Origin of the sequence: Flavobacterium sp. LS1P28 (genome assembly GCF_003970335.1) — a bacterium.
Lineage (GTDB): Bacteria > Bacteroidota > Bacteroidia > Flavobacteriales > Flavobacteriaceae > Flavobacterium.
Window position 1 is genome coordinate 306,047 of sequence record NZ_RYDI01000002.1, and the last position, 15,429, is coordinate 321,475.

The window sequence follows — 15,429 nt, forward strand, 5'->3', positions numbered from 1 at the left end:
CCTTTTTGTGTTTTAATAGCCATATTTATTTTTCCAGCGGTTTTTTAAGAATTCTCTTGTGATGTTTTCTCGGGAGTTATTTCCGGGAATATAGATGGGATTGTTGGACAGTTCATTAGGAAGGAATTCTTGTTCTGCAAAATTATTTGTGTAATCGTGTGCATATTTATATTCTTCGCCATACCCTAATTCTTTCATTAATTTAGTGGGCGCGTTGCGCAAGTGAATTGGTACCGGTAAATCGCCAGTTTGTTTTACAAGTTGTTGCGCAGTTCCAATGGCCAGATACGAAGCGTTACTTTTAGGGGAAGTGGCTAAATAAACGGCACATTGGCTTAATATAATCCTGCTTTCCGGATATCCAATTGTGGCAACCGCCTGAAAGGTATTATTGGCCATAATAAAAGCAGTTGGATTGGCATTTCCTATATCTTCACTACTCAGGATAAGCATTCGACGAGCGATAAATTTAACATCTTCACCGCCTTCAATCATGCGGGCAAGCCAATACACAGCACCATTTGGATCACTTCCCCGAATGGATTTTATAAAAGCTGAAACAATGTCATAATGTTGTTCGCCAGTTTTGTCATACAAAACGGTATTTTGTTGTACTAAAGCAAAAACACGTTCGTTAGTGATTATAACATCGTCTTCTTCGGATGCATGTACAACAAGTTCAAAAATATTCAACAGCTTACGTCCATCGCCACCGGAAAGGCGCAATAAGGCTTCTGTTTCTCTTAGTTTAATGTTTTTGGTCTGCAAATAAGCGTCTGTTTTTATGGCGCGTTCCAGAAGTGTTTCTAAGTCTTTTTTGCTAAAAGCGTTCAAAACATACACCTGACATCGGGACAATAGTGCTGGAATAACTTCAAAACTAGGGTTTTCTGTTGTGGCACCAATTAGGGTGATCCACCCTTTTTCTACCGCAGCCAATAACGAATCTTGTTGGGATTTGCTAAAACGATGAATCTCATCAATGAATAATATAGGGTTTTTAGCCGTAAACAAACCCCCACTTTGCTTTGCTTTTTCAATCACCTCGCGAATGTCTTTCACACCGGAATTGATGGCACTCAAAATATAAAAGGGTCGTTTTGATTCCTGTGCAATAATTTGCGCTAAAGTAGTTTTACCAGTGCCCGGTGGTCCCCAAAAAATTAAGGAAGGGATAATTCCTTTTGTAATTTGTTGTGTCAAGGAACCATTTGGTCCAACCAAATGGGATTGACTGATGTAGTCCTCTAATTTTTGTGGTCGTATGCGTTCTGCAAGTGGTGCTTCCATAGTGTAAAATTAATATTTTTTTTAATCTAAGCCCATTTATGATTGTCAAATTTATTTTTCGGAGCTATTTCCAGCTGTACACTATATCCACGCAAAAAAGCGTGGGATGCCGTTTCCATCTGGGCTAGGAATTCTTGTGTTTAATTTTACTCTTGGGTTGTACTATGACAAAATTGCATTAAATTGCTTTTGGAGAAGTTTTTGAATTAAGATGATAGTATAAACAAGTAGGATTCATGGACAAACATTTTAAATTCACGAATTTAGTTATTGGACTGCCTCTTTTTTTTGTGGTAGTATTGTGGTTTGTCTTTTGGCTCGAAATTCGATTTGATTTTGACTTTGTCCAAAACGGTATTTACCCTCGAACATTTTCAGGTCTGCAAGGAATCTTGTTCAGTCCTTTTATTCATAGTGATATAGAGCATTTGTACAACAACTCGATACCTGTATTGGTATTATTGGTCGCTTTACAATTTTTCTATGCGAAACAATCGTTGGCGGTTGTTGGGTATGGAATTCTATTGTCTGGATTTATCACGTGGATTATTGGTCGGGAGAATTACCATATTGGAGCCAGTGGTTTGATTTATGTGTTGTTTAGTTTTATTTTTTTTAAGGGAATTCAAACAAAGTACAATCGATTAATAGCCTTGTCTCTTGCCGTGATTGTTGTTTATGGAGGTTTAGTTTGGTATGTTTTTCCAAGTCCTGAGATTCCAGGTAATAAGTCTATTTCTTGGGAAGGTCACCTGGGAGGGTTGCTCTCCGGATTCCTTCTTACGTTAGTATATAAAACTCCAGAATATAAAAAAGTCCATAAGTATGATTGGGAACATCCGGATTATGATCCCTTGGCGGATAAATTCATGCAGCGTTTTGATGCCAACGGTAATTTTGTAAATCTTCCAAAAAATGAAGAAAATGAGGAAAATGAAGTATAACAGCAATTATCAACGTATTATACTTCCAATTTCCATGTAGGGTATCACATTGTTACAAACAAAAAAAATGAATCAAAACGGGAGTCTTGATTCATTTTTAGTGTATTTGTTTTGGTTCCCTATTCTTTGGGAAGGGTTTGGAAATTAACTTCTCTGTCTTACCGCTTCGTATAAAAAAGCACCACAAGCTACGGATACATTCAACGAACCAATAGTTCCAAACATAGGTAGTTTAGCTTTTTCGTCAACAATCTTCAATACAGATGGGTTTACACCACGATCCTCAGATCCCATAATTATGGCAACAGGCTCGTTCAAAGAGATATCATAGATGTTTTGATCTGTTTTTTCAGTTGCAGCAACTGTTTTGATACCGCTTGCTTGCAATAAGAAAATAGCATCTTTGATGTGTTCTACTTTGCAAATTGGAATATTGAATACAGCTCCTGCAGAGGTTTTTACCGTATCGCCATTCACAGGAGCTGAGCCTGCTTTTTGGACAATAATACCGTTTACGCCGGTGCATTCAGCAGTTCTGATGATAGCGCCAAAATTACGCGCATCAGAGATTTGATCTAATATTAAGAACAATGGTTTTTTCCCGTTTTCAATTACAGACTCAATCAATGTTTCTAAATCAAAAAAGGAGATAGGGGATATGGTTGCCACTGCACCTTGATGGTTATTGGGCGTTAGTCTATTTAGTTTTTCAACCGGAACATAAGAAAAGTTAATATTACCGCGCTTCATCACTTTCATTAAGTCTTTCATCAGTTCGCTGCTCGCTTCCTTCTGAATGTAGACTTTGTCTACTGTTGCGCCTGCTTGTATGGCTTCGATTATAGCTCTAATCCCAAATATTTGATGTTCTTTTTCCATGGTGTAAATATATAAAAAAAAACCACCATCGTAATGATGGTGGTTTTAGATATATGGAAATTTATTTAATCTAAATTTTAACTAAGGTAAAAGTTTGATTTTGTGACGATCCACTGAAGTTTAATCTTAAGTTAATGTCCCCAGTACAAGAACCTACAGATCCTGATCCAGTCACTGTTACCTTCATCCAGCCTGTGTAGTCGAACTGCTCATTAGCAGTAACAGTTGCCACTGCATTTGAAGGGTTGATTGTTACTATCATATAGGATGTCGAAGGATTGTTTAAGTATGGATTGTTTGTATTTCTAATTCTAAATGTATACAATCCATCAGTGGATACGTATTGAACAGGCACTATATCTCCAACTGCGTAGTCAGCCCAAGCATCAGCGGTTACTTTGTAGTTACCATTGAAAGCAGCTGCACTAGCTAATGGACAAAAGAATTGAACTGAATATACAAATCCTGATGAGAAGTAAACTCCACCTACAACTGTACTAGAAGAGTTAGTATTAGTAAATGTTCTACCATCCGTTAACACTAATTCTAATCTCATTGTAAATTTATCGGATGTAGTGTAACCTCCGGTTGTAAGCCCTAATTTAGCCAGAGTCTCAGCAAGTGTAGCACTTACTTCACCTGTAGGTAAATTATTAGATCCTTTTGGAAAGGCTGTTGCGGAATATGATTTCACTAATTTTTCGGCACTTGTTACTCCATTTTTAGTGTGTTTTACATACAATCTAACTTCTGATAGAAGATCTCCATTTTTACTATCTTGTTCTTCAATATTTACTGACCATTTAGAAGTTGTATCAAAGAAATTAAAAGTAGATTGGTTTACTTTTAAAGTTCTTAAAATTGCGCCTCTTGTAGTGTTGGCAAGTACATTGTCTGCAGTACTTTCATCACTACTACAAGATTGTAATAGTACCATGCCCATTGCAAGTAAGCAATACGTTAAGTTTTTTATATATTTTTTCATGTTTAATATTTATTAGTTACCAATTGGAAATCCAGTTGTAGCATTGTTATCCCAGAATACTCTTGCTGAAACGCTAGTTTTTTGCTTCATATTTGAATTAGAAGAAGATTCATTTGCTGGATATAAAAATGATCTTATAAATTGCCCAGGATTTGGTTCTAGATTTGGTTGAATTCTTTGAGGGAATCCAGTTCTTCTATAAAAGTTGTATGCATCTGTTCCGTTTCCGAAAACCGAGATGAACAATTCTTTCGCAAGAATTTCTCTTTGACCTGTTAAAGTAGCAGCATCAAATTTATTTCCAACTTCGTTCATATAAGTTACATCCCTTGTTGTAGCAGGTACAGTTGATACTATAGCACCAGCATCTCTAGATATAAAAGCTCTCACTTTAGTGAATGATTTTTGAACTCCAGATAAAATAAATGCTTTTGCACTTCCTATACCTCCGTATAACGCAGCTTCAGCTCTGTAGAAATCCATAGTAGAACTTAGTAATATTGGTGTAATTCCATCTCCTTTAGCTCCACTTAAGTTATTTACAGTTTTAAATGTGTTATCATCAAAACGACCTCCTGCAGGATAAACTCCATAAGCAGTTTTCTTGTCAGCATCTGGTGGAATACCAAAATTGTCTCCATGATCTCTGCCCCAGTATCCATTAGCTACAGTACAGTAAGTATAACCTCCGGCTACGTAGTGAGCTGGAGCTGGTTCAATAGAACATTTTAATGTAGTAGGGTCAATTGGTGATTGTCCGTTTAACTGTCTGTAGAAGTAGAATTTCATTCTAGGGTCAGCTATAGACTTGTCACTTAGCATTAAATCCATAAACCAGTTTGATTGGTATTCAGAAGTACCTGTAGTTAAATAGTTGTCTCTGTATAAAGGACTTCTTCCATCAGGGTTGTTAACATTTGAATTCCAGTCAAATTGGAAATCATCTGAAGCAGTTTGCATAAAGTTTCCTGTTGCTACAATAGTATTAAAACTAGCGATAGCTGAAGGGTCAACTAATCTTCTTTGAATGTAGATTTTCATCTTAATAGAATTAGCTAACTTAATCCACTTAGTCCAATCTTTATTGTAATAAAAATCATTGAAAGTAGTTGTTGTTGGACTAGTTTCTGAAAAATTTACAATTGCTTTATCTAGTAAAACTAAAGCAGCATTGTAAATTGAAGCTCCAGTATCTGCCTTTGCATTTAGATTAGTAGCTCCTAATAAAGCTTCAGTATAGGGGACATCACCAAAAAAGTCAACTAAGTTAACAATAGTGTATGCTTCTAATACCTGTCCCATACCAATATGGCGTTTCAATCCTTTTTCTGCAGCTTTAACATTCATTAATTGGATGTTCTTTAAAACTGTTTGATAAGAAACTGCCCATTTTGAGTCTAATGTAGCAGGGCTATAAGCATTTTCATAACTTCTACCAAACATATTAGTCATCCTTGTTACTTCCATACTTGTTCTACCATAAGCTTGCATGTTAAGTGCAAAAGAACGTTGAACACCATTTAAATAGAAATCCACATCTGCCTTGTCAACAGATAATGCATTTGGATCCTCTTTCATATCCATGTCTATTGTCTCGCAAGAAGAGTATAATAATGCCCCTAAGAACAAAATTATTACACTTGCTATTTTTTTCGTATTGTTCATAATTGTTATTTTTAAATTTAGAAACTTGCTTTAATACTAAAACCATATCTTTTAGCCGTTGGGCCATTCAAGTGGTCAAATCCTTTACCATTACCTACTCCAAGACCAGCTACGTTAGGGTCGAAATTGATTCCTTTAGGAGTATTTATAGCATTGTAATACAAGTTGTTACCTGATACAGATATAGATAGAGCTCCAAATGGGGTTTTATCTAATAATTTACGTGGTATGTTATATCCAAAAGATATTTCAGAAAGTCTAATTACAGTTGCGTCATAAATTTTCATTTCGTCAGCACCAGCTATAATATTACTGAAATAATTATCTGAATTGTTGATTTGAATATCATTTACAGATCCATCAGCTTTTACACCAGGAAGAATATATGTATTTAATCTATCTACTGTATCAGTTGTAAGACCTCTACCTAACAAAGTTGCGATTGTTTGTGAAAACATATCTCCACCTGCTGTATAATTAATTAAAAATCCAAAATTAAAATTTTTGTATGAAAAACTATTAGAAACGTTTAATATATAATCAGGGTTTGGATTACCAATGTTAAAGATACCTTGTTCGATTTTATACAAACCAGTACTTTCTACAACTTTATTTCCATTAGCATCTCTTTGAATTCTACTACCTACAATTATACCAAATTGTTGCCCAGGAATTGCAGCGTTACCTAAGTTAGAATATCCATCATAAACAATTTGTTCTGTGTCAGGGCCTAAAGAAGTAACGATAGATTTAGATTTAGTTACGTTAGCACTAACATCCCAGTTAAATCCATTGTTTGCGTGATTTATAACGCTTACACCTAAATCAACTTCAAAACCTTCTCCGTCAATTTGACCGATATTTGTTTTTGTTGATCCAAATCCAGAACTTGGAGGTAATGGTCTGTCGGTAATTAAATCTTTTGTTTTTCTTTTGAAATAAGAAAAATCTAAACTTACTCTATTACTCAGAAATTTGGAATCAAAACCAAGTTCAATCTCAGTCAATAGTTCGGGTCTCAAATTAGGATTTCCTAAGTTATTTGAAGCTGATACAATAGGAAATGTAGTTCCTGCATCGTTTATGTTTCCTCTTGGAGCTAATGTTACGTTGTTTGAAACTGGATATCCTGTTGCAAATCCAGCAGAGGTACCATAACCCATTCTTAATTTCAAATAATTTAAACCCTTATCTGATGCTATTTCAGAGAATATTTTTGTTGGAATAAGCGCTAAACTCGCACTTGGGTAATCCAAAGTATTAATATTTGTATTAGATACCCAGTCCTTTCTTTCAGAAAGTGTCAAATAAGCCCATTTATTATAATCAAGTTCAACTTGACCATAGATACCTGCAATATTTCGGCTTTCTGAGTACTGAATTGGCGTTTGTGTTTTGAAGTTGAAGTGTCTAAATACTCCAAATCCTAATTGCTCTACACTATTAACTCCCTGACGGTCATATTTAGTAGATCTGGAAGTTGCCCCTACACTGAAATTCAGTCCTAAATTATCAGTAAGCGTGTACTGACCGGTTACTAATATGTTATGATCCCATATTGTATTAAGGTTATCAAATGTTCTGTAGTCTCCTAAAACCGGTCCAGAGGTAGATGCTCCTCCAGAACCTTTATTAGTTCCTGAAACGTTTCTTTCAGTATAATTATCAATACCTACTCTATACGTTATGTTCAAATTGTCGTTAATGTCGTATTTCAAAGCTGAATTACCAAAAACTCTATTTGTTAATTGTGATGTGAAAGCATTGTTTACTGTCCAATTTGGATTTACAATTCCACCATCATTTCTGTAATAAACACTTCCTCCTGTAATAGGATCTTGGAAAGGTAATCCCATCAGGTCTACGTTACGAGGTGTGTAAAACACATCTGAAAACACAGACAAACCTGTTCCTGAAGCTCCTGAGCCTGTACTTAAAGCAACTGGTGGGCTTTTAAAATTAGTATTTGAATAGTTTAAAGTTCCGCTAATTGTAAATTTATTGCTTAAAGCAGACTTACCACCAATAGAGATTGAATTTCTACCTAATTTGTTACCAGGTGTAAATCCTTCATCTTCTAAATGACCAAAGTTAAAGTTGAAACTAGTTTTTCCGTCAGCTGAAGCTCCAGCAATATTAACAGAAGTACTAGCAACTATACCTGTTCTAAAAAAATCTTTAACGTTGTTTGGTTTTGCAGAATAAGGTACTCTTTTACCAATATATTCTGGAAAAGCAGAATTTAAGTTTGCTCTGTCGTATGGGTGTTTGATTGTGCCATCAGCAGCAATTCCAGAATTTGGATTTGTGTAACCACCAATACCATTTGGATAAAATCCAGGACCCCAGTTACTGTAGAAGTTACCAAAAGCTTGGTCAAATCCGTTACCAAATTTATTTTGGTAATCTGGTAAAGATGCTATTTCGTTAGCAAAAAGGGATTGACTTACAGAAATCTCTGTTTTTTTAGGTCCTTTTTTTAAACTTCCACTTTTTGTAGTAATTAAAATTACACCATTTCTACCTTCAGTTCCGTAAAGTGTTGCAGCTGCAAATCCTTTTAGGATACTTACGTTTTCAATGTTGTTCGGATCTAAATCCAAGAATCTACTTGAACCAGAGTTACCATTAATGAATGAACCATTAGCATTCGTGTCTGAGCTAAAAGGAACTCCATCAACGATGAATAATGGTTGAGATGATCCACTAACAGAGTAGTTACCTCTAATGTTGATGTTTGTTGCGGAACCAGAAATACCACTACCATTAATGATTTGCACTCCTGAAGCCTTTCCGCTTAAAACCCTAGCTATATCACCTTCTGACCTTTGTTCTAGATCTTTTGCTTTAACTTGGCTAACTGCGTAACCAATTGCTTGTTTCTCTCTTTTTATACCTTGAGATGTAATTACGACTTCTTCTAGAGCTTGTGAGTCTTCCATAAGTTTAACCTTCAAGTTCTCGAAATTTGCTACTCTTTCCTGAGTTTTCATTCCAATATAGCTAAAAATCAAGATTTGGCTTGATGTAGCTTTGATTGAAAATTTTCCGTCAAAATCAGTTTGTGTCCCTGATTTAGTCCCTTTTACTAATACACTGACTCCCGTGATAGGCATTCCTGCATTATCAGAAACGATCCCTGAAACAGATCGTTCTTGTGCAAAGGTCAATTGCGTCACAAGTACTAGTAGTAGTACTAAGAATCCATTAAACTTTAGTTTCATAGTTATGATTTTTGGTTATATTCTTCAAAAATCTAAATTTTAAGTTAAAAATCCTAATCTTATCTTAATTTTTTATTTTATATAATAGTAATTAACCTTAAAAAATGTTTTTTGTTTCTTTTTAAAGCCAAAAAATTGAACTAATTATAATTTTAGTATTGTTTTTTATTTTATTGGGCTAATTAATTCTTTCCAAAGACGAATCAATTAATTGAAATTATTTTCGATAAAGGCCAGTCTGTTTTCTTGAAAAGATAGAATTCGATTTGTCTGAAAAATAAAAGGGAAGTCAAAAATCGCTAAAGTTTCATTGCGCTTTTTTAATAAAGTAACAAAAACAATCCAAAGGATGTAATTGGGGTGGTTTATAAATAGTTTTCAAAGGGGCAATCAGTTTGGAAAAGTATTTATTGGATAACAGCGTTTTTTTGGTGTTAACGTCTAGACCTAAAAAAAATCCCAAGATTCAATTGCTTTGAATCTTGGGATTTTTTAAGAAATACTTTATTTGGTGAGGTGAATTCCTCATTTTAGCTATTCTCCTAAGAAAGGGTATCTGTAATCTACCGGAGTAACGAAAGTTTCTTTGATTGTTCTTGGAGAAGCCCAGCGCAATAAGTTCAATGGAGAACCTGCTTTGTCATTGGTTCCTGAAGCTCTTGCTCCGCCAAAAGGTTGTTGCCCTACAACGGCACCCGTTGGTTTGTCATTAATATAGAAGTTACCGGCAGCATTTTGTAATTTCCCTGTCGCCACTTCAATTGCGTAACGGTCCTGACTGAAAACGGCTCCTGTTAATGCGTATTCAGACGTTGTATCTACCAATTCTAGTGTTTCTTCCCATTTTGCATCTTCATATACAAAAATAGTCATAACTGGACCAAATAGTTCAGTTGCCATGGTGGTATAATGAGGATTAGTCGTTACAATTACCGTTGGCTCAATAAAGTATCCAACTGATTTGTCATAGTTCCCGCCAACGATAATCTCCGCATCAGTATCTTTTTTGGCTTGGTCTATAAAACTGACCAATTTATCAAAGGAGCCTTCATGAATAACGGCAGTAATAAAATTACTAAAATCTTCTGGAGATCCCATTTTCATTGATTTTACATCCGCAATAATTTGCTCTTTTACAGCGGGCCATAAGCTTTGTGGGACATAAGATCTAGAGGCTGCAGAGCATTTTTGCCCTTGGAATTCAAATGCGCCTCGAACAATTCCCGTAGAAACTTGTTTAGGGTTTGCGCTTGAATGCGCTATGATGAAATCTTTTCCGCCTGTTTCCCCCACGATTCTTGGGTACGTTTTGTAATGGTGAATGTTAGTTCCAATTTTTGCCCAGATATCTTTGAATACGTGAGTGGAACCTGTAAAGTGAATTCCAGCAAAATCCCGACTTGCCAGAATGGTATCGGTAATCATTAAAGGGTCTCCAAAAACTACATTGATAACTCCATCAGGAACACCAGCTTCTTTGAACACTTCGATTATAATTTGCGCGGAAAAAACTTGACTATCACTTGGTTTCCAGATTACAACGTTCCCCATCATTGCGGCGCTTGCTGGAAGATTTGCGGCAATTGCAGTAAAGTTAAAGGGTGTGATTGCGTATACAAATCCTTCAAGAGGTCTGTACTCTAGACGGTTCCACATATCTGAGGTGGATGCCGGCTGGTCTCCATATATTTGAGTCATGAATTCTACGTTGAAACGCAAAAAGTCAATTAGCTCACATGACGCATCAATCTCGGCCTGATGAACATTTTTAGACTGAGCAATCATGGTTGCGGCATTAATTCTGGCTCTGTAAGGGCCAGCAATTAATTCAGCGGCTTTAAGGAAAATGGCTGCGCGCTGTTCCCAAGCCATGTTAGCCCAAGCTGTTCTTGACTCTAATGCATTTGCAATAGCTTTCTCGATATGTGATTTTTCGGCAAGATGATACGTTCCTACACTATGTTTGTGGTCATGAGGCGCTGACATTGTTTTGGTATTCCCTGTTCTAATTTCTTCGCTTCCTATATATAATGGTACGTCAATTTTAGAATTCCACATTCTAGTATAAGCGGCTTGTACGGCGGCTTTTTCAGGTGAATTTGGTGCATACCCTTTTACTGGTTCGTTTACTGCTTTTGGCGCATGAAAAAATCCTTTTAGCATGATAATGTAATTTGATAATCTGTTTGAAGAGATTAAGATTAGAAAATTAAAAAATAAATTACTCGTTATTTTATCAAAAAATTATTGTAGTGCAAAAGTACAAAGGATAATTTTAAAATTTGATAAAACAGGAATAAGAAAAAGGAATATTTTAAGTAAAAAAATTAATTTAAAGCAAATGGAGCACACAATCGGAAGGTAGGTACAATGACTTTGAAGTTTTTTGTTGAGGTGAAATTAATCATGTTAAAATACCCTTTCATCGCACCATAAGGGGATGATAATAGACAACCGGAACTATAGGTGTGAAATTCGCCAGGTTTTAAAACAGGCTTTTTCCCAATTACCCCTTCGCCATCAACAATTTCGATATCATTTAAGGAATCATAAATTTCCCAATGACGCGAGATTAATTGAACGGAATCTTTACTGTGGTTTTCAATAGTAATTTCATAACTAAATGCAAAATGAAGCTTGTAGTTCTTAACGTACGTACCTTCAAAACTAGTCAATACTGAAATTTTTATACCTCTTGTTATTTGAGAAACCATATTAAATGGGTGTGTAGGAGTTTAGTACTAACAAATTTACAAAAAAAGGGTGTCGTTTTGTTGAATTTTATGAAAGTTTTTTTAATTGATGGTGTTTATTGAATTTGCCATTCCTTTGCCCACAGCCCTGTCATAACGACCTATGTTTTCTCTGTAATAGACTACTATGGTATATTCATTTTCTGTTTGATAAAAATTGCCATCTATCGCATTTTCCGGATCAAGAACTCCTTTGTCATCTGCAACAAGGTATTGAAAGTTTGTGAACCCTTGTTTTATTAAAATAGCCTTTTCATAAAGCCCTTTTTTAGGATTATAGTCCATCTTATATTCAGGGATTAATGCGTAGTTATTGAACATACCGGCAACATAAATATTTTTATTCATTCTGAAAGTGGGGGCCGAAAGACTGAAATAGACCCAGGCATAATCCGCTTCGAATTCGCTGTCAGCAGCGCTTATATTCTTGACTACAAAAGCTCCATTAACATCTTGGGTAAAGGAATACGGAAAATTGGCTCTAGCAGCATTAGTGTATAAAAAAGAACCATAAATAGGGGTGCTAAAGTCTACCCGACCAATGTTGTTGTTTGCGGCTCTGATGTCTTTATTTTCGAAAAACAAAAACTCATTTCCCGCCCAAAACTGCGTTTCAGTATCATATTTGTAGATCAAATCATTTCCTATCGTATATTGCGGAATTATATTTTTTATACCGCTATTTAGTTGTCCGTTTTGAAGTAATAGCACTCTGACATTCCGCAACGGAGTTTGGAAAACAATGGAATTAGATTTAATCGCAAAATCTAAATTGTGTTTCAATTCAATTGTGTTTATTGTTCGTGCTCGTTTGACTTGAATAGGAACCGTAACCAGGTCTTCGTATAAAATAAATTTTCTCGAAAACACGATTTCTCTGTTTTCATCCAAAACCTTTATCATGTAATTTCCGCTGATTTTTAATTGAAGCGTAAACTGATTTGGAATGGCTAATTTGTAATGCGAATAGATTTGTAAAGTATTAAAAGAGTTGGTGTACTCCTGAATTCTCTGGTTGTCAAAACCCTCTAAATATTCGTTTTTAGGTATTGCCGTTGGGTTCCAGTTGTAATCGCAATGAATTATTTCATAATAATAATTGGCTTCATTGCCAAAAAGATCATCAAATTGCAATTGAAATCCTTCGCCTAGTTTTAAAATTGGAATTATAGTTTGGTCATTTTGAACAAATGAAATGGTTTTAATGTGGTATGGCGGAGCAACTTCTTTTTCTATTTGCGCCAAAGAAACGCAGGAATAAAATGCAGTAAGCATAAAAGCAGCTATTTTGAGCAAAGGGTTTTCCATTTTATAAAACGTAAGATTGTGTAAATATAGCAATTACCTTTTGTCTTTGGTTCATCTAGTTTTTACATTAATTATTTCGAAAGTAATAGCTGTCAAATCGTTTTAATTCGTTCCAGTCTTAAAGACTAACTGATTATTTGTATTACAAATAAACGGCTTATAAGAAAAATCAACTGACGCACTACTAAACTAAAAACCTGCTAAAAAGTAACTTTAGCAGGTTTTTTTATGGTGTAAATTTATACTTTCAATTATTTGAAACAAACCGGGATAATTTCCCCTTTGGCCAAACAATATTTTTCTACTAATTCAGGTGCAATTTTATTAGTATACTCTTCTTCGATTACTTTGAAGCCGATACTTCGTAATTTATCAAAATAATCGCGGCCATAAATACGGACATGATCGTATTGACCAAATATTTTAGCACGTTCTTTTTGATCCGTAATAGAATCATCTGCAAAAGTGGTGGCTCTGGATAAATCCTGTGGAATTTGTAAAATTGCCATTCCGCCCGGTTTCAAAACCCGATACAGTTCCTGCATTGCTTTGGTATCATCCGGAATGTGTTCTAAAACATGATTGCACAGAATAACATCGTATTGATTGTCCTCAAAAGGTAAATTACAAATGTCTGCTTTCACATCTGCTAACGGTGAAAACAAATCGGTTGTCGTGTAATCTAGATTTTTCTGGTTTCGAAACAGTTTATAAAAAGCTTGTTCCGGTGCAAAATGTAAAACTTTTTTTGGAGACGTAAAAAAATCAGTTTTTTCATTTAAGTACAACCATAATAAACGGTGTCTCTCTAATGAAAGGGTACTTGGTGAAAGCACATTATTTCTTTGTGTTCCGTAACCGTAAGGTAAAAAAGTTTTAAAGCTTCTTCCGTCAATTGGATCTGTAAAGGAATTCCCTTTCAAAGCCAATGCCAAAACTGGCCTAGCAACATAGCTTAAACGAATAAGTAATGGACGGGGAATTGTATTTAGTACGAGTTTGAAAAGTTTTTTCACAATTTGGAATAAATTAAAACACAAATTTCACAAATTTACACGAACTTAAGATGATGTAAAATGAATTTTATGAATCGTAGGTTGTTAAAGAATTATTCTTCTATATTTAAGACTGTCTTCACCAAAATTAACAAGTAGTCCAAGTTTATTTTGTGAAGCTGCTAAATAGTTTAATGTTTGTTTTATTTCTCCACTAGAAAGACTTTGTATGGCTTTTATTTCTAAAATAATTTTGTCGTAAATGACAAAATCAGCAAAATAGTAACTAGGTAAGATGATGTCTTTGTATTCTATATTATACTTTGATTCTCGTTTAAAAAGGACTTCATTTTTCTTGAATTCATACTCTAAAGCATCTCCGTATACTTTCTCACTGTGGCCTTTACCTGAAATTTTATGTACTTCCATACAGCGACCAATGATTTTATAGGATTCTTCTTTTAGGTAAATTTCTTCCATTTTTTATAACGATAGTAATCTTTAGTATGATATGAATTAGTGTAAATCCGTGAAATTCGTGTTTGCCATTTAAATAGTTACAATATTAAAGGCTCTCGTCTAAACTCATTTTCTTCTGTACTTACAATTCCTAACGATTTATAAACATAAGCAAAAGTGGATAAAATTTCTGGTTTTCCATCGATAATGGCTACGTCGTGTTCAAAATGGGCACTTGGTTTTCCGTCAGCTGTCGTGATTGTCCAGCCGTCTTTGTGTTGCTTGATGTTTCTAGTTCCCATGTTAATCATCGGCTCAATGGCAACAACCATCCCTTCTACAAAAAGTTTGCCTCTTCCTTTTTTGCCATAATTAGGCATCTCAGGATCTTCATGCATTTTTTGTCCTACGCCATGACCCACTAATTCCCGTACGACACCGTATCCATATGATTCGGTATATTTTTGAATGGCATTGCCCACATCTTCCACGCGGTTTCCTATTTTAAATTCTCGGATTCCGATATATAAGGATTCTTTGGTTATCTGTAATAGTTTTTTAGTTTCCGGAGCCACTTCGCCAATTTCAAAAGAGTACGCATGATCGCCATGGTATCCATTTTTGTAAGCTCCACAATCTACCGAGATTACATCCCCGCTTTCTAATGGTTTGTTATTTGGAATTCCATGGACTACTTGTGCGTTTGGACTCATGCAAAGGGAGTTTGGAAAACCATATAAGCCAAGAAAACTTGGTTCAGCTCCATGGTCGCGAATGAAGGTTTCGGCTAATTTATCCAGGTATAATGTGGTAACTCCTTCTTTGATTTCAGAAGCAATCATTCCTAATGTTTTTGATACGATCAGCGCACTTTCGCGCATTAATTCTATTTCTTCACGGGATTTTATAATAATCATAATTTCATTT

At 35.2% G+C, this 15,429-nt stretch carries 12 protein-coding genes; 1 reads left to right on the forward strand and 11 read right to left on the reverse strand.

Features of this window, described 5'->3' with window-relative positions; genetic code table 11:
• Positions 1 to 12: 12 nt before the first annotated feature.
• Entirely contained in the window at positions 13 to 1,290 is a 1,278-nt protein-coding gene (locus EKL97_RS03315) for a replication-associated recombination protein A (RefSeq protein WP_126458803.1), read from the reverse strand.
• Between the two features lie 236 nt (positions 1,291 to 1,526).
• Between EKL97_RS03315 and EKL97_RS03320 the strand changes: the two genes are divergently transcribed.
• The gene (locus EKL97_RS03320) at positions 1,527 to 2,234 is read left to right on the forward strand and encodes a rhomboid family intramembrane serine protease (RefSeq protein ID WP_126568108.1); all 708 of its coding nucleotides are present in this window, start codon (positions 1,527 to 1,529) and stop codon (positions 2,232 to 2,234) included.
• A 144-nt stretch (positions 2,235 to 2,378) separates the two neighbouring features.
• Here EKL97_RS03320 and rlmB read toward each other — a convergent pair whose 3' ends face one another.
• The 10 genes from rlmB to map form a co-directional block, all read right to left on the reverse strand.
• On the reverse strand, positions 2,379 to 3,113 hold the full coding sequence (gene rlmB, locus EKL97_RS03325) for a 23S rRNA (guanosine(2251)-2'-O)-methyltransferase RlmB (protein ID WP_126458809.1): 735 nt from the start codon (positions 3,111 to 3,113) through the stop codon (positions 2,379 to 2,381).
• 70 nt (positions 3,114 to 3,183) lie between these two features.
• Positions 3,184 to 4,050 carry a hypothetical protein gene (locus EKL97_RS03330; protein ID WP_126458813.1) on the reverse strand — a complete coding sequence of 289 codons (867 nt, stop codon included), beginning with the start codon at positions 4,048 to 4,050 and terminating at the stop codon, positions 3,184 to 3,186.
• 60 nt (positions 4,051 to 4,110) lie between these two features.
• A complete protein-coding gene (locus EKL97_RS03335) occupies positions 4,111 to 5,763 on the reverse strand; it encodes a SusD/RagB family nutrient-binding outer membrane lipoprotein (RefSeq protein WP_126458816.1) in 1,653 nt (550 codons plus the stop codon).
• A gap of 17 nt (positions 5,764 to 5,780) precedes the next feature.
• Positions 5,781 to 8,987, reverse strand: a complete 3,207-nt coding sequence (locus tag EKL97_RS03340; protein ID WP_126554566.1) for a SusC/RagA family TonB-linked outer membrane protein — start codon at positions 8,985 to 8,987, stop codon at positions 5,781 to 5,783.
• A 534-nt stretch (positions 8,988 to 9,521) separates the two neighbouring features.
• On the reverse strand, positions 9,522 to 11,150 hold the full coding sequence (gene pruA / locus EKL97_RS03345; protein WP_126568110.1) for an L-glutamate gamma-semialdehyde dehydrogenase: 1,629 nt from the start codon (positions 11,148 to 11,150) through the stop codon (positions 9,522 to 9,524).
• Positions 11,151 to 11,314: 164 nt separating this feature from the next.
• Positions 11,315 to 11,701: a Co2+/Mg2+ efflux protein ApaG gene (gene apaG, locus EKL97_RS03350; RefSeq protein WP_126451805.1), complete on the reverse strand. Its 387-nt coding sequence runs from the start codon at positions 11,699 to 11,701 to the stop codon at positions 11,315 to 11,317.
• A gap of 81 nt (positions 11,702 to 11,782) precedes the next feature.
• Complete coding sequence (locus EKL97_RS03355) at positions 11,783 to 13,048, reverse strand: DUF5103 domain-containing protein (protein WP_410503676.1); 1,266 nt, start codon at positions 13,046 to 13,048, stop codon at positions 11,783 to 11,785.
• Between the two features lie 251 nt (positions 13,049 to 13,299).
• Positions 13,300 to 14,064, reverse strand: a complete 765-nt coding sequence (locus EKL97_RS03360; protein ID WP_126568112.1) for a class I SAM-dependent methyltransferase — start codon at positions 14,062 to 14,064, stop codon at positions 13,300 to 13,302.
• A gap of 84 nt (positions 14,065 to 14,148) precedes the next feature.
• A complete protein-coding gene (locus EKL97_RS03365) occupies positions 14,149 to 14,523 on the reverse strand; it encodes a GxxExxY protein (RefSeq protein WP_126568113.1) in 375 nt (124 codons plus the stop codon).
• A gap of 77 nt (positions 14,524 to 14,600) precedes the next feature.
• Positions 14,601 to 15,419, reverse strand: coding sequence for a type I methionyl aminopeptidase (map, locus tag EKL97_RS03370; RefSeq protein ID WP_126568115.1), 819 nt, complete (start codon positions 15,417 to 15,419; stop codon positions 14,601 to 14,603).
• Positions 15,420 to 15,429: the final 10 nt, after the last annotated feature.